This window comes from Arthrobacter sp. DNA4 (genome assembly GCF_024362385.1).
GTDB lineage: Bacteria > Actinomycetota > Actinomycetes > Actinomycetales > Micrococcaceae > Arthrobacter.
Window position 1 is genome coordinate 1,007,467 of sequence record NZ_CP101466.1, and the last position, 22,618, is coordinate 1,030,084.

Genomic DNA, 22,618 nt, shown 5'->3' on the forward strand with positions numbered 1-22,618 from the left:
GCTCAACGCCGCGCTGACGTTGTTTTGTGATTGCCGAGGCGGGACAGGAGCCCTTGTATGTCCATGCACCCCGTGGTGCCCAAACCAGGCCGCGACGCTCCGCCGCCGGCACCGGGCAAGCCGTCTTCAGGCAAGGCACGGGGCAACAGAAGGCTGGTGATCCTGGCCCTTGCCGTGGTGCTGGTCATCGTCGGCACCATCACCCTGGCCGTGGTCCGGTCCGAGCCGCCGACGGGGGCAGCGGTTCCCACCGAGCCCGCGGTGCCGGCGGCACCGGTGGCGGCAGCCCCGCCGTCGTTGCAGGACAGCGTGGACAGCATCCTCAGCGAAGCCGACGAATACCGGATTGGGCTGGCGCTCGCCGACGTGTCCGGGGGCGCCGAGCGGACGTTCGGCGATGAAAGCACCTTTACCGCGGCCAGCACGGCGAAGATCCTGACCGCCGCCGCCTACTACCACCTCGTGGAGAACGGGCAGGCAAGCCTTGACGAACCCATGGGCGACTACGACGCAGCGTTCCAGCTCAAAGCCATGGTCAACAACAGCAACAACGATTCCTGGCTGTTGCTCATGGACGCGGTAGGCCACCCGCAGCTGACCGCCTACGCGGCCTCCATCGGCGTCGCGTACGACCCCGATCAGAACCTGCTGACCGCCGCGGACATGGCCCTGATCCTGAAGAAGCTGTACGCGGGGGAGCTCCTGGACAAGGACAACACGGAGCAGCTGCTGAGCTACATGCAGGACACCAACAACGAGGACCTCATTCCTGCCGGGTCGCGATCCGGCGTGGACGTGCACCACAAGTACGGGGAAGTGTCCGGGGAACTGCACGACGCTGCGCTCCTGAGTTACCGCGGGTCGACGTTCGCGCTGGTGATCTTTACGGAGAACCCGGAGGGCGTGCCGGATGACGGACAGGCAGAGGTGATCCGGGACCTTACCCGGGCAGTCGAGGACGCGCTGTTCCCGGTGGGACTGACGGGCAAGTAGCGAACTTCACACCACGCCGGGATCCCCCAAGTCGTCCCCGGCGGCACGTTTGGGCCAGACTGTTACCGTGAGCAACAACCCCCGGACTGCCCTGGCCGTCGCCGGCCTCAGCCTGGGCACGGCACTGAACCCGCTGAACTCCTCCATGATCGCCGTGGCACTGGTGGTGCTCCGCGCAGACTTCGGGCTCGACGTCGCTGCCGTCACCTGGGTGGTCACGTCCTTCTACCTGGCCTCTGCCGCCGGCCAGCCCGTCATGGGCCGGCTCGCCGACCGGTTCGGCCCGCGGCGGATGTTCCTGCTGGGCATGGGGCTGGTGGCCCTCACCTGCGCCCTGGCTCCGCTGGCCCCCAACTTCGCCCTGCTCTGCGTCGCACGGGCCGTCATGGCCCTCGGCACGGCCACCGCCTATCCCAGTGCGGTGGTGATGGTCGGTGTGCTCGCGCACCAGACGAAGGTGGATACGGCACGTCCGCTGGGCCTGCTGCAAATGGCCAACACGTCCGCCGCCGCGGTGGGTCCCGTGGTGGGTGGCCTGCTGGTGGGCTTCGTGGGCTGGGAGTCCCTGTTCCTGGTCAATGTCCCGCTCGCCCTGGCGGCGCTGCTGATTGTGCGGAAGGCCGCCCCGCCGGACAAGGCCCGGGAGCGCGGCAGCGTGGCGGAGCTGGTGCGGGACTCGGACCTGCCGGGCATCGCCGGATTCATCGGCGCGCTGCTGCTGGTCATGATGGCCGCGCTGAACGTGGCACCGGACTACCGCTGGCTGATGCTTGCAGGTGGAACCGTCATCGCAGCGCTGTTCGCCTGGCGCGAGCTGCGCTTCGCCAAGCCGTTCCTGGACCTGCGGCTGCTGGGCCGGAACAGGCCGCTGATGCTGGTGTACCTGGCCTTCGCCGTTTTCAGCAGCGTCTACTACTTCGTCTTCTTTGGCCTCCCACAACTCCTGCAGGAAGCCGGCGGCTACGATCCCGGCGTGGTGGGCCTGCTGATGCTGCCGCTGGCCGGCATGTCCGTGGTAGCCACCCCATGGGCAGTCTCTGCAATGGGAAGGTTCGGGGTCCGGCGGGTGCTGCTTGCCGGCGTCGTCCTCTTGACGGTGGCGGCGGCCCTCATGTGGTTGCTGACCGGCACGCTTGCCATCCCCGTCGTGGTGGTCCTCACTGCCCTCATGGGCATCCCGTACGGGACTGTGGGTATCGCCTCCAATCAGGGCATGTTTGTGTCCACCCGGCCGCAGGACCGGGGCGTCGCTGCCGGGATCTACCAAACCTGCCGCTACGTCGGGGCGATCACCGCCACCGTGATGATCGGCGTTTTCGCGTCCGGCGGCGTGCACCAGGACAGCTGGATGCGGATGGTCCTGGCCATGCTGGTTCTCTGTGCCGTGACATTGGGGATCTCCGTATTCTGGCGGCAGCAAAAGGCGTAGCCCTACCTCTGGAAGGGCCCGGGGGAGCGTGCCATGCTGGCCCCATGGGAAACATGATGACTCTGGGCAACGCCCAAACCGCCGTTCAGGCGTACATCAGTGAACCGGCCGGGGTTCCCAAAGGCGGCCTGGTGGTGGTCCACGAAGTGTGGGGGCTGGTGGGCCATACCAAGGATGTGGCTGACCGCTTCGCGGCGGAAGGCTACGTCGCAGTGGCCCCTGACCTGCTGTCCGGAGCCGGGGGAACGGCCGACCTGACAGGGGAGCTGCAGGAGGCGGCGTTCGATCCGGAACAACGCAGCAACGCCCAGCCGCGGTTGCGCAAGCACATGGCGCCGATGCGCTCCCCGGAGTATGCCAAACACGCAGTCGCCGCCCTCCGCGTGTGCTTTGACCACCTGGAAGGCGTGCCGGGATTGGCAGGGCGGGTGGCCGCGACGGGCTTCTGCCTGGGCGGGACCTACACCTTCTCCCTCGCCGTTGCCGAGCCGCGGCTGCGCGCCGCCGTGCCGTTCTACGGGCACGCCGAGTTCAAGGACGCAGAGCTGCGCGCCATCAACTGCCCCGTCCTGGCTTTTTACGGCGAGCAGGACGGCGCCCTCATGGAGGAGCTTCCCGGCCTGAAGTCACGGATGCGCTCAGCCGGCGTGGACTTCGAAGCCATTGTCTACCCGGGCACCGGCCATGCGTTCTTCAATGACACCAACAGGTATACCTACAACGCCCCGGCGGCCGCCGATGCCTGGGCGCGAACGCTCACCTTTTTAGAACAGAGCCTTGGTGCCCCGGAATGACCGGCTGCCGCTGACTACGGGCAGTAGTGCGCCTCACGGTCGTACTGGACGGAGTTCCCCACCTGATGGGAATCCTCCCTTTCCCAGCACTGCCGGGTGCCGTCCGGGCCTGTCAGCGTGGTTTGCTCGCGGTAATGCTGGCCCATCTCGAACACCTGCCCGTCGCGGACCAGAAAATGGGAGTGCGTCTGGGTGCTGATGATCGTGGACGTGCTCCCATCATTGGAGCTCAGGGCGTCCGTGTAGTTGCTCGAGGACGAGGAAGACTCGATCCCGCTGGGCGTTGAGACGTGGTTGCTGACCACGATGCCCGTGCGGCAGGTCTGGACCTCGCCGGTGGCCTTGCATTCGTTGAACTTGGTGACCTCTGCGCCGTTGCTGCTTGCGGCCTGTGCTGGTGCCGCGAGGGCCGCGGCAGCAAACGCCAGGGTAGCGCCAATGAGGGTGGTGCGTTTCGTGAACATTGTGGTGTGTCCTGTCTGCCGGGGTTTGGGAGCACCGTGCCCATGTGCCCCGTGGATAGGAAGCGGACGCGGGCTCCAGCCCCTTCTGGCCGTTTAGGCCAGCCGCTCCTTAACTGTGACCGGTACCGGGCCCTGCCCGTAGGGCCTTTAGTCCCCGGGCGGGGCGCGTGCCGCCGTCGTGCCTTCCGGCCCTGGCCGGTCAGTCAGCGTGGCCTGTCGCCGGCGTGACCCGGATACGGGCGATCCGGAGCCTGTCCATGCTGAGGACTGTCAGCACGTATCCCGGGATCTGCACCCGGTCGCCTGCGCGGGGCAGGCGGCCCAGCCGGTCCATCATGAACCCGGCGACGGTCTCGTAGTGGCCCTCCGGGAGGACGATCCCCGCGGCAGCCTTGAACTCCTGCAGGATCAGGCCGCCGTCAACATCGATGAAGCCGTCGGCCACGTTGACCCGGTCCTCGTGCTCGGCGCCGGTGTCGTACTCGTCATAGATTTCGCCCACCAGTTCCTCCACCAGGTCTTCGAGCGTCACTACCCCGTCAGTACCGCCGTACTCGTCCACCACCAGGGCGATGTGCTGGTTGGTCTTGCGCATCCGGGACAGCGACGGCAGTACCCGGTTGGTCCCGGGCAGCGGAAGGATCTCCCGGGCAAGGGTCCGCACCGGGGACTGTTCCTGGACCTCGTCGCCGGGCATCAGGTCCCGGATGTGCACAAAGCCCAGGACATCGTCCGGGCTCCTCCCGATCACCGGGAACCGCGAATACGGGCCGTCCCTGACCATCCTGCGGGCATCCGCAACGCTCATGGCGCCGTCGATGAAGGTCACCTCCGTACGGGGGCGCATCACCTCCTGCAGCGTCCGGTCCCCGGCGCCGAACACATCGGCCACGATGTTCCGGCTGCTCTCTTCGAGCAGTTCGCTGTCCGCCACCATGTCCCATAGCTCCTCGGAACTGATGCCCTCCCGCTTGGCCCGCGGGTCGCCGCCAAGGAGCCTGACCACGGCATCGGTGGACACGGACAGGAGCCAGATGACCGGCCGCATGACGCGGGCGAGTCCGACCAGCGGCGGGGCGAGTACTTTAGTGAACGCGACGGGACGTTGCAGCGCCAGCCGCTTCGGGGCAAGCTCACCCAGGACCAGGGACAGGTAGGCCACCAGCAGGGTCATGCCGATGAAGGACACCGGCCCCGCCGCCCCGCCCAGCCCCAGCGCTTCGAGGAGGGGGACGACGGCGGGGGCGATCGCGGAGGCGCCATAGGCCGCCGAGAAGAACCCGGACAGGGTCACCCCGATCTGCACGGTGGAGAGGAACCGGTTGGGATTGCGTGCCAGGGCCGCGGTCCGGGCGCCGGTGTCACCGGACTTCTCGATCCCGCGCACCTGGCTTTCGCGCAGGGACACCAGGGCCATCTCCGCCGCCGCGAACACCCCGCCCAGCAGTACGAAACCGAGAACCAACCCAATATTGACCAGGGCGCCGCTGTCCATGACATGACCTTACCGATCCGTGGACCGCTTGGCGCGGCCCCTACGTGTACATCAGGGAGCCCGGCGTGGTGAGCTTTTCGCCGGTTTCCAGCCACGTCTTCAGGCCCGAGAGGATCATCGGCCAGCCGCCGTAGAGCTGCTCGTTGGCGCCCTCGCGCAGGTCGCTGTGGGTGACGGTGAGGTGGCAGGAATCGCCGACGGGCTCGATCTCCCAGGTGACCTTGGACGTGCCCTCGGCCTTGACGTCCTCGCCCCACAGGGCGCGCATGGTCTGGACCAGGCGGCGCGGCGGGTCTACTTCCAGGTTTTCGCCTTCGCCCAGGATCTGGCCTGCCTTGGGGTTGCCCATTTCGAAGCGGCCGCCAGGCGTCCAGTCGGACTGCAGCGTATTGCCGAACTGGTACTTGCTGCGGATATCGCTGTCCGTGATGGCTTCCCAGAGCTTCTCCGGTGTGGTCTTGATGTAGATCTCAAAGATTTTTTCCATGGGACTTTCCAATCTGGATTTGAGGTCGCTGAGGGCAGCGGCCCATGGTTCTGCGTATTTGCTGACCCAGCGGTCGTGGACCAGGCGGATGGGGACCGGGTTCAGGAAGTGCAGCTTTTCCCGCCCGCGACGGCGCGTCACCACCAGGCCTGCGTCCTCCAGGATGCGGAGGTGCTTGGCGATCCCGAACCGGCTCATGCTGAACCGTGCCTCAAGCGCACTCAGGGTCTGGCCGTCCTCGCGGAACAGCTCGTCGAGCAGGTCCCTGCGGGTGGGGTCGGAGAGTGCTTTGAACACGTCGTCCATGCCCTCAATGATAGGTGACCATATGGTCACCTATCAAGGGTTTTCCGGCGCGGGATCAGTTCCGGGAGGCCAGGTTCCGGTCCCGTTCCTCGAACACCTCGTCGCCGGGACCGGTGAAGGCCCGCGACCGTTCGACGGCCTCGATGGATCCGGTGAACAGCTGCGATTCGTGCGGGTCCGCCGGGGCATGCGCACCCGCCGCCCCCGACGCACCCAGCCCGCGCAGGGGTGCCTTGCGCCGGGTGGCCGTGCCGCCGTCGTCCGCTGCCTGCTCCCAGCGCTGGTGCGGCAGCGCCTGCGGATGGTTCTGCTGGAGGAACGTGACCATGGTTTCGCGGACCAGGCAGCGCAGGTCGAAGAGCGCGGCACTGTCTGCGGCGCTGACCAGGATGCGGACACGGACAAAACCTCCGGTGGCATCGGTGATCTGCAGGACGCCCACGCGTTCATCCCACAGTTCGGTGCCGGCCAGGACCCGGCGCAGTTCGGTGCGCATGTCCTCCACGGGGGCGCGCCAGTCGAGGTCGAACTCCACGGTGCCCATGACCTCGGACTGGCGGCGGGTCCAGTTCTCGAACGGGGTGGTGGTGAAGTAGGTGGAGGGCAGGATCAGCCTGCGGTCGTCCCAGAGATGGACCACCACGTAGGTGAGGGTGATCTCCTCGATCCGGCCCCACTCCTTCTGGACCACCACCACATCGTCCACGCGGATGGCGTCGGTGAACGCGAGCTGCATACCGGCGAAGACATTCACCAGGGACGTCTGCGCGGCGAGGCCAGCCACGATCGAGATCACGCCCGCGGACGCCAGCAGCCCGGCCCCCAGCGCCTGGATCGCGGGGAACGTGAGCATGGCAGTGCCGACGGCGAGCACCACCACCAGCGCCACGGCGATCCGCCGGGCCAGGATCATCTGGGTGCGCAGCCGCCGGGCACGCCGGTTGTCCGCCACGTCCACGCTGTGCCGGTTCAACACCACGGCCTCCACGATCAGCAGGACCGCGATGGCAAGCCACGCGAACGCGCCGATCATCGCGATCAGCAGGAGATGGTCGACGCCGGCGTGCCAGCTTTCGCCTGCAGCCGTCAGCCCCAGCGCAGCGCGGACGCCCACCAGGCACAGTGCAAGCCGCAACGGCTGGCGGGCCACCCGGGAAGTGGCGTGCAGTTCAGGACGCTTCCGGTTGAGCTTGAGGACGATCTTGCGGAGCAGCCAGGACAGGGTGAGTCCGGCCACCACCGCCAGGGCCATGGCGATGAAGGGCAGGGCGGGATTCAGGAAGTCTGGCATCCTTTAACCTCTATCAAGCCTTTGCCGGGCCCCGAAATCGGGTACCCCCGGCGCGTGTCCGTTGTAAGGCTGCGGCGGCCGCTGTGGACCGTGCCCCGGGAGAAGCTACGGCCCGAACGGCAGCAGGAGCAGGGCCACCAGGGCAGGGACCGTCGCCGCGAGGGTCCCCGGCACGCTGTCCCACTTCCGGGGATAGTGCCCCTGGAGGTCTGCGAGCAGCATGGTGGGTGCAGTGAGGACCATGTTGGCGCAGCAGTAGACCACCAGCGTGTAGCCCACCACCAGGTGGCCGGAGTTGGCCGCGACCACGCCGGCGATCACCCCCAGCGCCACCAGCAGGTTCCGGTACCCGGTGGGGATGGCCCACATCATCACGGCGGGCACGTTCTCCGGGGGCGTGCTCAGGAATTTCTGCGCCCACCTGTTGCGGCGGAGGAGGAAGCTCTCCACCGGAAAGACGAAGATATAGATGGCCGCGGCCATGACCGCGAAGATCTGCGACACGGTGTTCATGCTCGAAGGGTAGGCCCGGCCTCACCGGCACTCCATCCCCTTTCAAGGGGATTTCCAGCCTGCTCCGGCTGGAAAAACCGGCCCCCAGGGGCCGTGGACGCGGGTAGCCTTGGGCGCATGCAGAAGATATCGATCGACGCGCTGGCCCGGCAGCAGCTCGAGGCGGCGGTCACCTCCACCAACGGCCGCGCTGCGGACACGGTGTACGGCGGCCACGAAAAAGTCCTCCGGCAGACCGTCATGGCCATGAAGGCCGGAACCCAGTTGAGTGAACACCAGAACCCCGGCGACGCCACGGTCTTCGTGATCCAGGGCTGCGTCAGCCTCAAGGCCGGTGGCGAGTCATGGCAGGGCAAAGCCGGCGATCTGCTGATCGTCCCGCCCGGCCTGCACAGCCTGCACGCCGAGGAGGACTCCGCGTTCCTGTTCACCGTGGCCAAATACCGGGACTGAACACCGCCGGCTACGAAGCACTCGACGGGCGGCAGGACGACGGCAACTGCCGGACTTCCCCCAGCGGAAGTCCGGCAGCCGCCGTCGGGCTGTAGCGCAGGAGGGGCCAGCGCAGGGCCCTGATCCGCGGAACTATGCCTGCGGGGCGTAGGCCTTGGGCAGCTTCAGGCCGCGCTCATCCATGAGGGTGCGCAGGCGGGTGGGGTAGTCGGTGATGATGCCGTCCACGCCCTGGTCCATCAGCCGTTCCATGTCTGCGGGCTTGTTGACGGTCCAGGGGATGACGGCGAGGCCCAGCTGGTGTGCCTCGGCGATCATCTGCGGGGTGACAGAGCTGAATGTGGGGGAGATGACGTCGTACCCCTGGGCGGCGGCAGCCTTGGCGAGGGAGCCGTCGTAGTTGTCGATGTCGATGCCGCCCAGCTCAGGCGCGGCACCCGGCTTGCCCACCTGCATCCACGCGTCCCCGCTGGAAAGCGCAACGAGCGTGAGCTCCGGCGCCAGTTTCCTGGTGAGGTTCAGCGAGGACCAGTCGAAGGACTGGATGGTGGTGCGTTCCGCGGCGCCGGACGCCTGCACTTCTGCCACCACGGCTTTGGTCAGCGCCACCATGCCTTCGCCGCCGGCCTTGCCGTCCTCCACCTTGGTCTCCACATTGAAGCGGACCTTTTTGGCGTTGTACTGCTCCGCCAGCTGGTAGACGTCCTTGAGCTCGGCGATGCGGTTCCCCTCGATCACGTCCTGCTCCGGGAAGCCGGGCAGCTGCATGAAGCCGCAGTTGAGGGTCTTGACCTGGGCCAGGGACAGCTCCGCCACCCTGCGGCCGACGTACGGGAACTCAGGGTCACCGGCGGTGGCCGGGGCCGGTGTCGATGCACTTGTTGGCCTGGATGGTGTCGTCATGCCAGACGATGATCTTCCCGTCCTCGGTGAGGTGGGTGTCCAGTTCCAGGGTGCTGACGCCGAGCTTCAGGGAGTTGCCGAACGCCGCCAGCGACTCCTCGGTCCACTCGCCGCGGCCGCCGCGGTGCGCCTGGAGGTCGAAGGAGCCGTTGCGCTCGTTCGTTGTGATGGCTGAGGTGGCGGTACCGGCAGCGTTCGACGACGGCGTGCCGGCGTCAGCGGTTCCGGCGGCAAAGGCGGCGCCGGGGGAGGCGACGGCGGCGGCGAGCAGGGCGGCGGTTGCCGCAGCGGTCAGGACTGTGCGCATGGGAATGGTTCCTCCTGGTGACGGGTTTCGGCAGTGCCGGTTGACCCGCCTACGCTAGGCCAGCCAGGTTGCGGCCGGGGTTCACACAGTTGGAGGGGAGATTAACGCCAGGTTCTGCCCTGCCCCCCGCATCGATTGCTCCGTACCGGTCGTTTTGGCGGCTCGAAACGGCACTTACGGAGCAACCGATGCAGGGATCAGGCGGGGTCCTTGACCTTGTCAGTGACCGGCCGGGGTTCCAGCCAGATGCGTTCGCGCGGGCCCGGCGGGTAGGCGTACCGCTTGCCGGCGAGCGTGATCACGAATGCGGCGACCACCGGGATTGCCGCCGCGGCCGGAACCAGCAGCGGGCCCCCAACCACCAGGGCCGCCGAGCCGTAGAGCGCGCCGATGGTGATGCCCAGCTGGATGGTCAGGACCGTGAGCCCGTTGGCGGCCTCGCTGTACTCCCCGCCGGCCCGGAGGATCGCGGACTGGTTGTAGATGCCGATGGCGCCCAGGCCCGCCCCCCAGACGGTCATCAGGACCAGGGCCACGGGCAGGTTTCCCACGGCGAGCGGCAGCAGGAGCATCGATGCGGCGATGGCCGCCGTCGTGATCAGCAGCGAACGGCGGGGCCGCGAATCCACGGTGAGCCCCGCAATCCAAATGCCCAGCAGGCCGGACCCGCCCAGCACTGTGAGGGAGAGGCTCGTGGCGTAGTCCGGGAGGTTCGCCTCGCGGATAAAGGGTGCAATGTAGGTGAACAGGGCGAAGTGCGCCAGGACCAGCAGCGGCCAGGCGACCGCCACCGACTTCACGCCTGGCTGGCCGATCGCCTTGCGCAGGGACGGACGGGCGGCGTCGGAAATGCGCTGGACGCGGGGGAGCAGCCAAAACGCGAGGACCGTCAGGACCACGCCGAACCCGGCGAGCACCAGGAATGCGGCACGCCAGCCCAGGAATCCGCCCAGGGCCGTGCCCACCGGTGCACCGATGGCCAGGCCCACGCTGTTGCCGCTGAACACGATTGCCAGCGCCTTGCCCACTTTGTCGGCCGGAACCACGCGGGATACGAACGGCGCCATGGTGGTCCAGAGCAGTCCGTGCGCCAGCCCGCCCACCAGCCGGGCGATCATCGCCGACGTGAAGTCCGGTGCCAGTCCCACCAGTGCGTTGCTGAGCGCGAAGGTCAGGACCAGCCCCACCAGCAGGGCATGCCGCGGGATCTTCCCCAGCAGCCGTGCCGCCGGGACCACCGTGACAACGATGACGGCGGCGTAGGCAGCGGCAAGATAACCGGCCACCGGCTCGGAGACGCCAAGGCCGGTGCTGATCTGCGGCAGCAGCCCGGACGGGAGGAGTTCGGTGGTAATGGCGGTGAACGCAATGGTGGCCAGGACCACCATTGCGGCGTAGGGAAAACGGGCAGGGGACGGCGCGGAAATCGCGGAAGACATGGGGGAGCGTCCATTCAAAGGGTGGGGTTGGAACGCGGCTATGCTCGCCTGCAATTCCTCCCTTAAATTTACAGGATCAAATGGCGTGTCATAGCTGTGACACGTCGCCGCGCGGCCGCCCTGCCCCGCCCCGTTTCGTTGCCCGCCGGTTCCCGCTGCCGGCGGGCAACGCTGCCCTCTTCTTAAGCCCGGGTTCCGCTGATGCGCGCGTCAAGCAGCCCGGCGGCAACCGCCGGAGCCAGCCCGGGTGCCAGTGGAAGGCGGGGAACCACCAGGCAGTGCCACAAGTGGTAGATGTCAGCCTTGCCCGACCACACGGTGGAGGTGACGTTTCCGTTCTCGTCGAGTTCCTGCTTCCAGGATCCATGCTCGTAGTCGATGAACCAGTCGCGGGCGTGGTCCCAGATCCGCTCGTACCAGTCCGCGTACTTCTTCTCGCCGGTGGCGATGTACAGGGCCGCTGCGCCTCCGATTGCCTCGGCTGGTACCCACCGGATGCGGGTGGTGACCACCGGCTTGCCTTCCCAGTCCACGGTGTACACGAAACCAGGATGGCCATCCGGTTCCCAGGCGTCGCGGATGGCTGCATCGAACAGGCCGCGGGCGTCTTCGAGGAGCCAGTCCGGGACGTTCATGCCCCTGGCCTCAAGGCCGGCCCGGATGTGCAGGAGCAGGCGCGCCCACTCCACCCAGTGGCCCGGCGTTCCCCCGTAGGCACGGAACTGGCTGGCACGGTCGTCCGTGTTGTACTCCGGCATCGGCTTCCACTCGGGGTCGAAGTGCTCAAACACCCGGTAGTTGTTGTTGCGCGCGAAGTCGTGGATGAGCACCTCGGCGATGTGCAGGGCCCGTTCCAGCCAGCGGTTCTCGCCGGTCACATCGGCCACGATGAGGTATGCCTCCACCGAGTGCATGCTTGCGTTCCCGCCGCGGTAGGCCTCGGTCTCGGTGAAGTCCCGGTTCCACGAGTCGAAGCACATGTTGGCCTTGTGGTCCCAGAACTTCGTGTCGGCTACCCGCAGTGCCTCGTCGAGCAGTTCACGGGCACCCGGGCGCCCTGCGGCGACCGCGCTCGCAGCGGCCAGGAGCACGAAGGAGTGCTGATAGCCGGACTTGGTGTCGTTGACCGGGCCATTCTCATCGACCTCGGCGTACCAGCCGCCGAACTCATCGTCGTGGAGGGCCCCGTTCAGGGCTGCGATGCCGTGGTCCACCAGTGTGGCAGCGCCCGGCCGGCCCATCAGGGCGGCAACGGCAAAACTGTGGGTCATCCGTGCAGTAATCCACAGATGGGTGGGCTTCTCGGCGAACACCTTGCCGTAGTTGTCCAGCCAGCCGAATCCCGTTGGGACCTTGGAGGCCTCGGCGAAGTGGATCAGCCGGTCGGTTTCCGCCTCGAGCCATCGGGCGTGGGCGGGGCTGTCGAGCCACGTCATGTCATGTCCTCTTTCTGGTGTTGGTGCAAGTGAAAAGGTCGGGTCAGCCCACGGCGTCGGATACGCCGCGGATGATGGTGGCGGCCGCTCCCAGGTAGGCCAGGATGATCAGGAGGATCTGCGCGGCGCGGGCCGGGACGTGTTTGGCGGCGAGGTCGCCGAGTACCAGCCCTGCCAGGCAGGCAACGGCGACGGCGAGCCACATGGCCAGCGGCAGCACGGGGAAGGTCGCGGGAGCCGTGATGGCCTTCGAGATCAGCGAGAACGTACCGATGGTGAAGAAGTACGGCTGCATGGTGGCCGCAAAGGATTTGTGCTGCCACCGGGTGGCTATCGAGTACATGCTGACGGCAGGGCCACCCACCCCGGCTGCTGTGTTCATGAAGCCGCTGAGGCCGCCGGCGGTCAACAGGTAGCGGCGGCGCTCCGGCAGGGTGGCGGATTTCAGGACCAGCAGGACGGTCAGGCCGACGGCGAGGATCACTCCGATGGAGATCTCCAGCACAGGTGCCGGAATGAGCCGGATCAGGAAGGCTGCTGGAATGATGCCCAGCAGCGCCGAAGCCGCCAGTGCGGCGTAGCGCTTCCAGTCGATGTCCTTTACCACCCGGAAGATGATGGCCCCCGCCGTCACGGCCCCGCACACGTTCACCAGCACCACTCCCTCCACCGGCCCCAGGAGCAGGACCAGGAAGGGGGCGGCCACCAGCGCGAAGCCCATGCCGGTGACGCGCTGCATCCCGGCACCCATGACAACGGCGCCCAGCACCAGGCCGGTGGTCAGCATTTACGGCCTCCAGGCCACGTACTGGACCTCCTCGAACTCCTCCAGGCCCAGGCTTGATCCTTCCCGGCCCAGGCCGGACTGTTTGGCACCGCCCATGGGCGCGAAGGCCACGGACGGGAGGGGATCGTTCACGCCCACGATGCCGGCTTCGAGCTGCTCGGGGATGTCCCAGCCGCGCCTGGGGCTGCCGCTCCAGACGTAGGCGGCCAGGCCCATCTCGGTGGCGTTGGCCTTCCGGATCGCTTCTTCCTCCGAGGAGAAGGTGACGACGCCGGCCGCCGGGCCAAAGACTTCCTCGGTCACCAGGAGCGCGTCGTCGGGGACGTCGGCCAGCAGCGTGGGTGCCATGAAGGCACCTTCGCCGGGTACGGAAGTCCGCTCGGTGGCCCGCCGGGCGCCGCGTTCGATCGCGTCGTCCACCAGTGCCTGCACCGCGGACACCCTTTCGGCGTCGATGACGGGACCGAGATCCGGGACCGGACCGCCGTCGTCGGGAACTCCATGGCCGATGCTCATGGCATCAAAGCGGGCGCCCAGCTTCCGTGCGAATTCCTCCGCAATGCTGTCCTGGACCAGGAACCGGTTGGCGGCCACGCAGGACTGGCCGGTGTTGCGGAGCCGGCCGAGGACGGCACCGTCCACGGCGGCGTCCAGGTCGGCGTCCTCGAAGACGATGAAGGGTGCGTTGCCGCCGAGTTCCAGCAGCGGCCGGACCACGCGCTCCGAGGCGGATGCCATGATCTGCCGTCCCACCCCGGTGGAGCCGGTGAAGCTGACGGCCCGGACTGCGGGGTGTGACATCAGGGCGGCGGCGATTTCGCGGGAGGGGCCGTGGACCAGGTTCACCACACCGGCGGGGAACCCGGCGTCATGCAGGACCTCGAACAGGCCGGTGGCGGCCAGCGGGGCCTTCTCTGACACCCTGCCCACCACTGTGCAGCCGGCGGCAAGCATTGCGGCAAGCTTCCGGGCCTGGATGGACACCGGAAAGTTCCAGGGCGTCAGGCTGAGGGCCACGCCGAGGGGTTTGCGGGTGCTGAGGTGGCGGCGGCCCTGCAGTTCGGGCGGGCTGACGGTGCCGGTGGCGCGGCGGGCCTCCTCGGCGAACCAGCGGAAGTACTCCACGGAGAAGTCCACTTCCCCCTGAGCTTCGGGGAGCCGTTTGCCGGCCTCGAGTGCCAGGGTGTGTGCGAGCTCGTCGCGGCGTTCTGCCAGGAGATCGGCAGCGTTGCGCAGCAGGTCGGCGCGGTGGCGTGCGGTGGTGTGCGACCAGGACCTGAAAGCCTCTGCCGCGGCGTCGCCGGCTGTCGTGGCTTCCTGGGCGGTGCCCCAGGCCACCTCACCTACCGTGCTGCCGTTGCCGGGGTCCGTCACGTCCCTGGCGGTTCCGCCGGTGTGCCAGCTGCCGTTGATCAGGTGCCGGGCTGACTTGAGGTTCATGAATGGTGCCTTTCGTTGGCTGGGAGGGGGCTGCCGCCGCAGGTGCTGCCCGCCGTCGTCGTACTCATCCCTTGCTGGCGCCTGCCGTGATGCCGGCAACGAAGTAGCGCTGCAGGAAGACGTACGCCACTACCACGGGCAGGGACGCCAGGATGACGCCGGCGAACAGAAGCGGGTAATTGGTCTGGAACTCGCCCTGGAAGCTGAGCAGCGCCAGCGGCAGCGTCCGGTTCCCGGGGGTCTGGATGAACAGCAGCGGGTAGAGGAGTTCGTTCCAGTGGATGACGAACAGGAAGATGGCGGCCGCAGCGATGGAGGGTGCTGACAGCGGCAGGGCAATGGAGGAGTAGGTCTTCCACGGACCGCTGCCATCAATCGAGGAGGCTTCGTAGAGTTCCTTGGGCAGGGTCCGCATGAACCCGCCCAGGATGAACACGGCGATGGGCAGCGTGGAGACCACGTTGGCCAGGATCAGGCTTACCAGGTTGTCCAGCAGGCCCAGCCTGCCGAAGAGCACATAGAGCGGGACCATGTTGGCCTGCGCCGGGATGGCCATGCCCAGGACCAGGAACCCGAAGATGGCCCAGGACATGAACCCCTTCAGCCGGGACACCGCGTACCCGGCCAGGCTGGCCAGGAAGAGGGTGAGCGGCACGGAGATGCCGGTGACGATCACGCTGTTCATGAAGGACGAGCCGAGGTTCTGGCCGCCCACCACTTCGGTGAAGTTGTCTGCGGAGAGCGAGTGGGGCAGGCTGAAGGGCCCTGCGAAGAGTTCCTGCGTGGTCTTGAAACTGCCGAAGGCCACCACAGTCAGCGGAACGATGATGATGACCGCGTAGATGGCCAGGATGGCGCGGCGGCTTAGTGAGGCGAGCATGCTGCTAGTCCCCCTTCGGGGTCAGCCGGAGCAGGCGGCGCTGCAGCCAGGTGACCAGGGCGATCATCGCCATGAAGATGATCGACTGGGCGGCGGCGTAGCCGAATTCCGAGTTGGCAAAGGTGCTGTAAATGCGGGTGGACAGGATGTCCAGGGAGCTCTTGGGCGGATTTCCCGCGATGCCCAGGATCAGGTCGAACGCCTTGAAGGACTGCACGGTGGTGTAGGCCACCACAATGGATGTGGCCGGGGCAACGAAGGGCCAGGTGATGGATTTGAACTGCTGCCATTTGTTGGCACCGTCCATCTCCGCCGCTTCGTAGAGTTCCCGGGGGATGGCCTGCAGCCCGGCAATGTAGACCACCATCATCTGGCCCGAGTGGAACCACACCTGGGTGACGGCCACCCAGTACAGGGCCTGGGCGTCGTTGCCGAGATAGGCGCCGCCGTCCACTCCGACGGTCCTGAGGACCGAGTTCGCCAGCCCGAAGTTGGGGTCGTAGATGAACTTCCAGATGAAGGCCACCGACACCGAGGACAGGATGGTGGGGAAGAAGAACAGCGCCCGGAGCAGGATGCTGCCCCGGGAGTTCTTCGTCAGGAGCAGGGCGAGGATCAGCGAGAAGAGGGTCTGCGCGATGACCACCAGCAGCACGAACTTCAGGTTGTTGGTCAGGGCATTGGTGAACAGCGAGTCCTTGGTGAACGCGCGGATGAAGTTGTCCAGGCCAACATAGTTGAATGCCGCCGAGAAGCCGTTCCAGTCCGTGATGGCGTACTGGAAGGCCTGCAGCGTGGGCATCACCAGGAAGAAGGCGACGACGGCGACGGCCGGCAGCGGGAAGAGGTACAGTGCCGGATTCACGCGGGTGGGGGAGCGGCGGCGCACCTTGGCCGCGCTGGCGGCGGTTTGGTCCTCCGGCGCCTTGTGCTTCGCAGCGGTTCCGGGATGGATGCTCATAGCCGTTCATCGACAATCTTCTGGGCGGCAGCGGCTGCCTGCTCCGGGCTGGTGCCGGAGATGACGGCCGTGGCGCTGGCCTCCACCGCGTTGCGGACATCAAGGTTGTTGAACTGGAAGCGGGCGGCGAGCGCGGTCTTCTTCTGCAGCCAGGGGCTCAGCCGCTTCAGGTCCGGGTTGGTGTATTCCACCTTGTCCACCGAAACGTGCTGGGCGGTCTGGTTGGCGTAATAGCCCGCATTCTCGGGCTCGGAGAGGAAGTCGATCCAGGCTGCTGCGGCGGCCTGGTTCTTGCTGGCGGAGTTGACGCCCAGGATGAAGGTGGCGTTGTAGGCGCCTTCATACTTGCCCTTGCCGTCGGAGGTGGTGTTGGGGAACACCAGGTCGATGGGGAACTTGGCACCCAGGCCGCGGACTGCGGCGATGTGGTACGAACCGGTGGCCAGCATGGCGGCCTTGCCCTGCGAGAACAGGTTCTGCGCCGGCTCCACGGCGGTGCCCGTGGCGTTCGGCTGTACGAAGGGCTTCAGGTCCTTGTACTGGTTGAGCATCTTGATGAACCAGTCATCGGTGCACTTGAGCTTGCCCTGTTCGATCTGGGCGCACATGTCGTCCACCGGGGCATTGTTGGCAATCATGCAGTTGAACAACTGGCCGCCGTTGCCCACATCGCCGCCCGGCCAGGAGATGGGGATGACCCCGGCGGAGGCGAGTTTTTCACACATCGCCAGGAACGCATCCCAGTTCTTGGGGGCGATTTCCGCGCCGGCCTTGTCGAAGAGGTCCACGTTGGCCATGGGCATGGGGAACACCACCTGGTACGGCAGGCCCAGCTGGTTGTTGCCGCTCTGGCCCGCGGACAACAGTCCCTTCTGGTAGTTCGCCACGGCTTTGCTGTCCTTGAGGTCGGTGTAGATCCCGGCTTCGCTGAAGTTCTTGAACTGGGCGCCGCGGAAGGTGGCGAACGCGTCACCGATGGAGCCTCCGCGCAGCTTCTGCAGGGCTTGTGCGTTGTAGTCGTTGGAGGTGGAGATGTCCTGGGCCACCTCCACGCCGTCGTGCTTGGCGGCGAAACGCTTAATGAGCTCGTCGAACACGGCCTTGTCCTCGCCGCGCCAGTGGGCGAAGGACACCTTGCCGGTCACTGCGCCGGTGGACGGGGCTGCCGGTCCGGAGGCGCCGGCCGGCGAGGTGGAACCGCCGGGGCCTGCGCACGCCGCCGCCGTGGCGCCGAAGCCCAGGGCTCCGAGAATGGCCATAGCCTGCCTGCGTGAAATCTGACTCACAATAATCTCCTCGTTGAGTGTTTGCTGTGCCTTGTGTGCTTACTGCGGAAACGGGTTGCCCCGGGGAGGACGCTGTGGCGCCTGGACGGTGCCTATGCGTGGGCCCGTTGTGCTGAAACGACGTCGTCAACCACGGCGCAGAGGCGCTGCAGCCTGCGGACGGCGTCGGTGGACAGGGACTCGACGACGTCGGGGGCTCCGATGCAGGATGCCCAGACGGCGCGTCCGGAGAGGAAGCCGCTGGCGCCTTCCAGGCAGGCCCACCGGACGGCGTCGGGGAAGACGTCCTCGGGAACGCCGCTGGATAGGACCACCCAGGGGCCGTCGATGGCTTTGGTCAGTTCGGCGCAGGCCGCGCGGACATCATCCTCGGAGGCCTGTCCTTTGAAGGGGACCTCGGCCTTGTAGAGGTCGGCGCCAAGGCTGCCCAGTTCCTTTGCTGCGGCCAGGATTCCGGCGTTCCAGTCGAAGTCGCCACCGGCAAGGGGCTTGCGGGACACGGGCTCAATGATGCTGATCAGCCCGGCGGACCGGCAGCTGTCCACGAATTCGCGGACCATGGCCACCCGGCCCTCGGCGGGCTCGTCCGGGCGGTAGAGCACCAGCAGCTTGAGGGCCTTGACGCCCAGGGCCTTGTACTTGTGCGGGTCCACCAGCCGGTCGATGGTCACCTCGCCCACCAGCTCGCCGTGCGCGGATTCGAAGTGGTCCGCGGAGGCGATGAGCCCGCAGCTGGAATCCACCACACCGGCGTCGATGGCCTGGTCCAGCGCGAACTGGCGGTCGATGAGGATGCCGGAGGCGTAGGGGGTGAGGATACGGGCGGCCTCGAGCTTGAAGTCGCGCAGGTCATCGTCGGTGACGGGCTGGTCGGTGTGCTCGGCGAACATGTTGCGCATGGCTTCGCGCTGGTCGACGGCAAGCATCGCAAAGGCGCCGGACGGGCGCTGCAGGGGGGAAAGATCGGTGTGGCTCATGGGCTGCTTCTTTCAGCTGGACAGGTTGGAAACTGGGACAGGGGCGATGGTCTGGTGCGGGATGGCGGAGCGGCCGTCCAGTCCGCCACACGAGGCGGAAGCGGTGCGGCCGGCGAACACTGCGGCGTCCACCAGCGGAAGGCCGGCGGCGACGGCCGCCAGCAGGGCGCCGTGGTAGACATCGCCGGCGCCGAGGGTGGAGACGATGGTGGCGGGGGCGGCCGGGATGTGGACCGGTTCGCCGCCGCGTTCCACAACCCAGGCTCCTTCGGAGCCGGCGGTGGCGACGACGGCGGAGGCGCCGTCGTCAAGCGCTTTGCCCAGGAGGGCCTCGGGGGAGAGGCCCGCGCCGTACTCCGCCTGGAGCCTTTCAATGGTGGGCACGTAGAGCGCCACGCCGCGGGGGGTGAAGGCGGGGATCGGATTGCCTGCGTCAACGCTGAGGTTCAGGTCCTCCGGGTTGAAGCCGGGCACCGTGGCAACAGCGTTCCAGCCCAGGTGGTCCACGTGGACCCAGGCCGCGGACTGCAGCAGCTCGGTAAAGCGGCTGGCGGCGGGAAAACTGACGGGCGGCACTGGCCGGGTGACGATGGCCCGGCTTTCGGTGGCCTTGCTGACCACGATCACGCTGGCTCCGGTTTTGACGCCCGGATCGCGAATGACTGCGGAGGTGTCCACGCCTTCCCCCTGGAGCCCGGCAATGATGCGGTCTCCTTCTTCATCGGTGCCGAGGACGCCGGCGAAGGCGGTGCTGGCGCCTGCCCGGGCCGCCGCGACGGCTGCCGTGGCTGCGGGGCCGCCGCCCGCCGTCGCAAAATCCGTGGCGACGGTGCGGCTGTCCGCGGCCGGGAAATCCTCCACCAGGGCGATGGAGTCAAGGGTGGCGCAGCCTACGAAGAGCAGGGTTCCAGTTGACGGTTGGGGCACGTTCCACCTCGTTGTAGTTCCGGCTGGTATTGAAGAAATATACACACGCTATGTTGGAAAAACAACACTTTCTGTATAGTTGTGTTTGGGATGCAACGCCGCGGTCCCGCCCCCTCAACGTAGAGAAACGGAGCAGCTCATGTCATTGCCTACTGCGGAATCACCCCGGACTATCCGGTACGGCCTCATCGGAGCCGGTCACATGGCCCGCGAACATGTCAGGAACCTTGCACTAATTCCGGGCAGCCTCGTCACCGCAGTTTCGGATCCCACACCGTCGTCCCTGGAAGAGACGGTCGCGGAGATCGGACATGAGGTGCAGACGTTCGCCACCCACCAGGAACTCCTGGCCTCGGGCCTGGTGGACGCCCTAGTCATCGCCAGCCCCAACGACACGCACCTGGGCATCCTGAAGGACGTCTTCGCCAGCGGCACCAACCTGCCCGTGCTCGTGGAAAAGCCTGTGTGCACCAGCGCGGAGCAGGCGGACGAACTGGAAGCCCTCGCCGCCAACTACCCCGCACCGGTGTGGGTGGCCATGGAGTACCGCTACATGCCGCCGGTGCAGGAAGTCATCCAGGCGGCGCACGGCGGCAAGCTGGGGAAGATCCACATGCTCTCCATCGTGGAGCACCGCTTCCCGTTCCTGCACAAGGTGGACGCATGGAACCGCTTCGCCGAGCGCACCGGCGGCACCCTGGTGGAGAAGTGCTGCCACTTCTTCGACCTGATGCGGCTGATCCTGCAGGATGAGCCTGTCCGGGTGTACGCCAGCGGCGGCCACGACGTAAACCACATGGACGAGGTCTACGACGGCCGGGTGTCCGACATGGTGGACAACGCCTACGTGATTGTCGATTTCAAGGGCGGCCGCCGGGCCATGCTGGAACTGTCCATGTTCGCCGAGGGATCCAAATTCCAGGAACGGATCTCCATCGTGGGTGATGCCGCAAAGATCGAGACGCTGATCCCGGTAGCAGCCAACCACTGGATCCCAGGAGATGAGGCCGAAGCCACCGTGGAGTTCAGCCCGCGGTCCCCGCTGGGCCCCGAAAAGCACGAAGTCCCGGTGGACGAGGCCGTCCTCGCGGCCGGTGCCCATCACGGGTCCACGTACTACGAGCACCTGGGGTACCGGAAGGCCATCCTCGGCGAAGGTCCCGTCGAAGTGACAGTTGCCGACGGACTGCAGTCAGTCCGGATGGGCCTCGCGGCGGAACGTTCCATTACGGAAGGACGCCCCGTGGAGCTTGCCAATGCTGTTTCCGGGGTACGTTCATAGAAGAATTTTGTTGGAAGTCCAACATCCCGCCAGGCTCCTGCCCGGCACATTGGGGAGGGAAGAGCAGCTATGAGCACCGCACATGAAGAGGCGCCGCTGACGCCCCGCCAGCGCACCATCCTGGACGAGCTGGGCCGGAGGGGCTTCATTTCCACGAACGACCTGGCGGAGACGTTCGCGGTCTCCGACATGACCGTGCGGCGTGACACCCGGGTCCTGTCCAAGCGCGGACTGGCCCGGGTGGTGCACGGCGGCGTCAGCGCCGTGGACGGTCATGGCCAGAACGCGGACTTCGCCGCCCGGGTGAGGGAGGATTCGGATGCCAAACTCCGGGTGGCGCGTGCCTGCATCTCGTTGATTGGCGAGCGGGACGCCATCATCCTGGATGCCGGCACCACGACCTACCAGATCGCGCAGGAGCTGCCCACATCCTTCACGGGCACCATCATCACGCATTCCGCCCCCGCCATCCAGCGCTGCCTCCAGCTCACGGCAGCGCGTACCATCTGCCTTGGCGGGGAGCTGCTGCTGGACAGCCAGGCGTTCAACGGCCCCATGACGGTCACGGCGGCGGCCGGCCTGCGCGCCAAGACAGCCTTCATCGGCGTGACCGGCATCCATGACGAGGCGTTCTATATTGAGCGGGACGTGGAACGCGCCACTAAGATCGCCCTTATGAATTCAGCGGAACAGGTGGTGGTGGTCGCCACCCATCAAAAGATGCTGCGGTACGCGCTGGCGCGGCTTGCGGCCTTCGATGCGGTGGACATCCTGGTGACGGACGCCCCGCCCCCGCGGGAAATCGAGGATGCCCTGGGCGCCGCCAACGTGAAGCTGATGGTCGCCGCGTGACGGCCCCGCTGCGCGTCTGCCTGCCCGCCCAAAACCTGCTGGACGCACTGGCGCCCATGGACGGCGTCGAGTTTGTCCTGTGGGACCTGGACGGACCCGCGCCGGAGGGCCGGCTGGACCTGCTGGTGCCCGGCTACATGGGCAAACCGTCGGCGCTCGCCGCATTGGAGGGCGCTGACGTGGGCCTGGTGCAGAGCCAGTCCATCGGGTACGACGGCGTCGCCGCAGTCCTGCCCGAGGGCGTCACCTTCGCGAACGCGGCCGGAGTCCATGAAACGTCGACGGCGGAGCTCGCCGTGGGCATCATGGTGGCGTCCCAGCGGGGCATCCCGGACTTTGTCCGGAACCAGGAAACCGGAACATGGGACAACAGCCAGCGGCCCAGCCTGGCCGACCGGCGGGTGCTGCTGGTGGGCTACGGCGGAGTGGGCAAGGCCATCGAGGCCCGGCTCCTGCCGTTCGAAACCGACGTCACCCGGATGGCCAGCCGCGCCCGTGAGGACGACCGCGGGACCATCCACGGAATCGATTCGCTCTACGAGCAGCTGCCGCTGCACGAGATCGTGGTGGTCAGCGTTCCGCTGGGTGAGCAGACCCAGCAGCTGGTGGACGCCAAGTTCCTCGCGGCCATGCCGGACGGAGCCCTTTTGGTCAATGTGGCCCGCGGCCCCGTGGCGGACACCGACGCCCTGCTCGCCGAGACATCGAGCGGCCGGCTACGGGCTGCCCTGGACGTGACCGACCCGGAACCGCTGCCCGCGGACCACCCGCTGTGGACCACACCGGGCGTGCTCATCACCCCGCACGTCGGCGGCGCCAGCTCGGCCATGTTCCCCCGGATGGTCCGGCTGCTCAGGAAGCAGATCGGCCTCCTGCTCGAGGGCAAGGACCCCCTGAACGTCGTCCTCCCTTAACG

23 protein-coding genes are annotated in these 22,618 nt (G+C 67.1%); 7 read left to right on the top strand and 16 right to left on the bottom strand.

The features are described 5' to 3' along the window. The first annotated feature begins 57 nt into the window (after window positions 1-57). From NMQ03_RS04735 to NMQ03_RS04745, 3 genes are all read left to right on the top strand, one after another. Window positions 58-993, top strand: a complete 936-nt coding sequence (locus NMQ03_RS04735) for a serine hydrolase (protein ID WP_255174601.1) — start codon at window positions 58-60, stop codon at window positions 991-993. 67 nt (window positions 994-1,060) lie between these two features. After that, window positions 1,061-2,422, top strand: a complete 1,362-nt coding sequence (locus tag NMQ03_RS04740) for an MFS transporter (protein ID WP_255174602.1) — start codon at window positions 1,061-1,063, stop codon at window positions 2,420-2,422. A gap of 44 nt (window positions 2,423-2,466) precedes the next feature. Further along, window positions 2,467-3,216: a dienelactone hydrolase family protein gene (locus NMQ03_RS04745; protein WP_255174603.1), complete on the top strand. Its 750-nt coding sequence runs from the start codon at window positions 2,467-2,469 to the stop codon at window positions 3,214-3,216. A gap of 14 nt (window positions 3,217-3,230) precedes the next feature. Here the strand turns inward: NMQ03_RS04745 and NMQ03_RS04750 are convergent, their stop codons facing one another. The 5 genes from NMQ03_RS04750 to NMQ03_RS04770 all read right to left on the bottom strand — a co-directional run bounded on the left by NMQ03_RS04750 (window position 3,231) and on the right by NMQ03_RS04770 (window position 7,772). Next, entirely contained in the window at window positions 3,231-3,680 is a 450-nt protein-coding gene (locus NMQ03_RS04750) for a hypothetical protein (RefSeq protein ID WP_255174604.1), read from the bottom strand. Between the two features lie 199 nt (window positions 3,681-3,879). Beyond that, window positions 3,880-5,175 carry a hemolysin family protein gene (locus NMQ03_RS04755; RefSeq protein ID WP_255174605.1) on the bottom strand — a complete coding sequence of 432 codons (1,296 nt, stop codon included), beginning with the start codon at window positions 5,173-5,175 and terminating at the stop codon, window positions 3,880-3,882. Between the two features lie 40 nt (window positions 5,176-5,215). After that, on the bottom strand, window positions 5,216-5,968 hold the full coding sequence (locus tag NMQ03_RS04760) for a metalloregulator ArsR/SmtB family transcription factor (protein WP_255174606.1): 753 nt from the start codon (window positions 5,966-5,968) through the stop codon (window positions 5,216-5,218). 55 nt (window positions 5,969-6,023) lie between these two features. Further along, complete coding sequence (locus NMQ03_RS04765; RefSeq protein ID WP_255174607.1) at window positions 6,024-7,259, bottom strand: mechanosensitive ion channel family protein; 1,236 nt, start codon at window positions 7,257-7,259, stop codon at window positions 6,024-6,026. Window positions 7,260-7,364: 105 nt separating this feature from the next. Beyond that, on the bottom strand, window positions 7,365-7,772 hold the full coding sequence (locus NMQ03_RS04770; RefSeq protein ID WP_255174608.1) for a DUF1304 family protein: 408 nt from the start codon (window positions 7,770-7,772) through the stop codon (window positions 7,365-7,367). Window positions 7,773-7,889: 117 nt separating this feature from the next. Here NMQ03_RS04770 and NMQ03_RS04775 point away from each other — a divergent pair, with 117 nt between their 5' ends. Beyond that, a complete protein-coding gene (locus NMQ03_RS04775; protein ID WP_255174609.1) occupies window positions 7,890-8,225 on the top strand; it encodes a cupin domain-containing protein in 336 nt (111 codons plus the stop codon). A 132-nt stretch (window positions 8,226-8,357) separates the two neighbouring features. On the opposite strand, the gene NMQ03_RS04780 is transcribed toward NMQ03_RS04775, so the two are convergent. From NMQ03_RS04780 to NMQ03_RS04835, 11 genes are all read right to left on the bottom strand, one after another. Continuing rightward, on the bottom strand, window positions 8,358-9,128 hold the full coding sequence (locus NMQ03_RS04780; protein WP_255174610.1) for a glycerophosphodiester phosphodiesterase family protein: 771 nt from the start codon (window positions 9,126-9,128) through the stop codon (window positions 8,358-8,360). Continuing rightward, window positions 9,070-9,435: a glycerophosphodiester phosphodiesterase family protein gene (locus NMQ03_RS04785; protein ID WP_303694808.1), complete on the bottom strand. Its 366-nt coding sequence runs from the start codon at window positions 9,433-9,435 to the stop codon at window positions 9,070-9,072. The genes NMQ03_RS04780 and NMQ03_RS04785 overlap by 59 nt, the downstream gene beginning before the upstream one ends. A gap of 197 nt (window positions 9,436-9,632) precedes the next feature. Further along, the gene (locus NMQ03_RS04795; protein ID WP_255174611.1) at window positions 9,633-10,874 is read right to left on the bottom strand and encodes an MFS transporter; all 1,242 of its coding nucleotides are present in this window, start codon (window positions 10,872-10,874) and stop codon (window positions 9,633-9,635) included. A 182-nt stretch (window positions 10,875-11,056) separates the two neighbouring features. Next, the gene (locus tag NMQ03_RS04800; protein ID WP_255174612.1) at window positions 11,057-12,310 is read right to left on the bottom strand and encodes an AGE family epimerase/isomerase; all 1,254 of its coding nucleotides are present in this window, start codon (window positions 12,308-12,310) and stop codon (window positions 11,057-11,059) included. 43 nt (window positions 12,311-12,353) lie between these two features. Further along, complete coding sequence (locus NMQ03_RS04805; protein WP_255174613.1) at window positions 12,354-13,097, bottom strand: sulfite exporter TauE/SafE family protein; 744 nt, start codon at window positions 13,095-13,097, stop codon at window positions 12,354-12,356. Then, window positions 13,098-14,537 carry an NAD-dependent succinate-semialdehyde dehydrogenase gene (locus NMQ03_RS04810; RefSeq protein WP_255174614.1) on the bottom strand — a complete coding sequence of 480 codons (1,440 nt, stop codon included), beginning with the start codon at window positions 14,535-14,537 and terminating at the stop codon, window positions 13,098-13,100. A 64-nt stretch (window positions 14,538-14,601) separates the two neighbouring features. Continuing rightward, entirely contained in the window at window positions 14,602-15,417 is an 816-nt protein-coding gene (locus NMQ03_RS04815) for a carbohydrate ABC transporter permease (RefSeq protein ID WP_255174615.1), read from the bottom strand. A 4-nt stretch (window positions 15,418-15,421) separates the two neighbouring features. Then, complete coding sequence (locus tag NMQ03_RS04820) at window positions 15,422-16,378, bottom strand: carbohydrate ABC transporter permease (RefSeq protein ID WP_255174616.1); 957 nt, start codon at window positions 16,376-16,378, stop codon at window positions 15,422-15,424. After that, window positions 16,375-17,664 carry an ABC transporter substrate-binding protein gene (locus tag NMQ03_RS04825; RefSeq protein WP_255174617.1) on the bottom strand — a complete coding sequence of 430 codons (1,290 nt, stop codon included), beginning with the start codon at window positions 17,662-17,664 and terminating at the stop codon, window positions 16,375-16,377. The genes NMQ03_RS04820 and NMQ03_RS04825 overlap by 4 nt, the downstream gene beginning before the upstream one ends. Before the next feature lie 92 nt (window positions 17,665-17,756). Further along, on the bottom strand, window positions 17,757-18,641 hold the full coding sequence (locus NMQ03_RS04830) for an aldolase (protein ID WP_255174618.1): 885 nt from the start codon (window positions 18,639-18,641) through the stop codon (window positions 17,757-17,759). Between the two features lie 12 nt (window positions 18,642-18,653). After that, entirely contained in the window at window positions 18,654-19,568 is a 915-nt protein-coding gene (locus NMQ03_RS04835) for a PfkB family carbohydrate kinase (protein ID WP_255174619.1), read from the bottom strand. 139 nt (window positions 19,569-19,707) lie between these two features. Between NMQ03_RS04835 and NMQ03_RS04840 the strand changes: the two genes are divergently transcribed. From NMQ03_RS04840 to NMQ03_RS04850, 3 genes are all read left to right on the top strand, one after another. Next, window positions 19,708-20,850, top strand: coding sequence for a Gfo/Idh/MocA family protein (locus NMQ03_RS04840; protein ID WP_255174620.1), 1,143 nt, complete (start codon window positions 19,708-19,710; stop codon window positions 20,848-20,850). Between the two features lie 69 nt (window positions 20,851-20,919). Further along, entirely contained in the window at window positions 20,920-21,702 is a 783-nt protein-coding gene (locus NMQ03_RS04845; protein ID WP_255174621.1) for a DeoR/GlpR family DNA-binding transcription regulator, read from the top strand. Then, window positions 21,699-22,616: a 2-hydroxyacid dehydrogenase gene (locus NMQ03_RS04850; RefSeq protein WP_255174622.1), complete on the top strand. Its 918-nt coding sequence runs from the start codon at window positions 21,699-21,701 to the stop codon at window positions 22,614-22,616. The genes NMQ03_RS04845 and NMQ03_RS04850 overlap by 4 nt, the downstream gene beginning before the upstream one ends. Window positions 22,617-22,618: the final 2 nt, after the last annotated feature.

Bases quoted from the DNA above. Each gene is read 5' to 3' on its own strand.
- NMQ03_RS04735 (WP_255174601.1), top strand. From the start codon at position 58: ATGTCCATGCACCCCGTGGTGCCCAAACCAGGCCGCGACGCTCCGCCG.
- NMQ03_RS04745 (WP_255174603.1), top strand. From the start codon at position 2,467: ATGGGAAACATGATGACTCTGGGCAACGCCCAAACCGCCGTTCAGGCG.
- NMQ03_RS04750 (WP_255174604.1), bottom strand. From the start codon at position 3,680: ATGTTCACGAAACGCACCACCCTCATTGGCGCTACCCTGGCGTTTGCT.
- NMQ03_RS04755 (WP_255174605.1), bottom strand. From the start codon at position 5,175: ATGGACAGCGGCGCCCTGGTCAATATTGGGTTGGTTCTCGGTTTCGTA.
- NMQ03_RS04760 (WP_255174606.1), bottom strand. From the start codon at position 5,968: ATGGACGACGTGTTCAAAGCACTCTCCGACCCCACCCGCAGGGACCTG.
- NMQ03_RS04765 (WP_255174607.1), bottom strand. From the start codon at position 7,259: ATGCCAGACTTCCTGAATCCCGCCCTGCCCTTCATCGCCATGGCCCTG.
- NMQ03_RS04770 (WP_255174608.1), bottom strand. From the start codon at position 7,772: ATGAACACCGTGTCGCAGATCTTCGCGGTCATGGCCGCGGCCATCTAT.
- NMQ03_RS04775 (WP_255174609.1), top strand. From the start codon at position 7,890: ATGCAGAAGATATCGATCGACGCGCTGGCCCGGCAGCAGCTCGAGGCG.
- NMQ03_RS04780 (WP_255174610.1), bottom strand. From the start codon at position 9,128: ATGACGACACCATCCAGGCCAACAAGTGCATCGACACCGGCCCCGGCC.
- NMQ03_RS04785 (WP_303694808.1), bottom strand. From the start codon at position 9,435: ATGCGCACAGTCCTGACCGCTGCGGCAACCGCCGCCCTGCTCGCCGCC.
- NMQ03_RS04795 (WP_255174611.1), bottom strand. From the start codon at position 10,874: ATGTCTTCCGCGATTTCCGCGCCGTCCCCTGCCCGTTTTCCCTACGCC.
- NMQ03_RS04800 (WP_255174612.1), bottom strand. From the start codon at position 12,310: ATGACGTGGCTCGACAGCCCCGCCCACGCCCGATGGCTCGAGGCGGAA.
- NMQ03_RS04805 (WP_255174613.1), bottom strand. From the start codon at position 13,097: ATGCTGACCACCGGCCTGGTGCTGGGCGCCGTTGTCATGGGTGCCGGG.
- NMQ03_RS04810 (WP_255174614.1), bottom strand. From the start codon at position 14,537: ATGAACCTCAAGTCAGCCCGGCACCTGATCAACGGCAGCTGGCACACC.
- NMQ03_RS04815 (WP_255174615.1), bottom strand. From the start codon at position 15,417: ATGCTCGCCTCACTAAGCCGCCGCGCCATCCTGGCCATCTACGCGGTC.
- NMQ03_RS04820 (WP_255174616.1), bottom strand. From the start codon at position 16,378: ATGAGCATCCATCCCGGAACCGCTGCGAAGCACAAGGCGCCGGAGGAC.
- NMQ03_RS04830 (WP_255174618.1), bottom strand. From the start codon at position 18,641: ATGAGCCACACCGATCTTTCCCCCCTGCAGCGCCCGTCCGGCGCCTTT.
- NMQ03_RS04840 (WP_255174620.1), top strand. From the start codon at position 19,708: ATGTCATTGCCTACTGCGGAATCACCCCGGACTATCCGGTACGGCCTC.
- NMQ03_RS04845 (WP_255174621.1), top strand. From the start codon at position 20,920: ATGAGCACCGCACATGAAGAGGCGCCGCTGACGCCCCGCCAGCGCACC.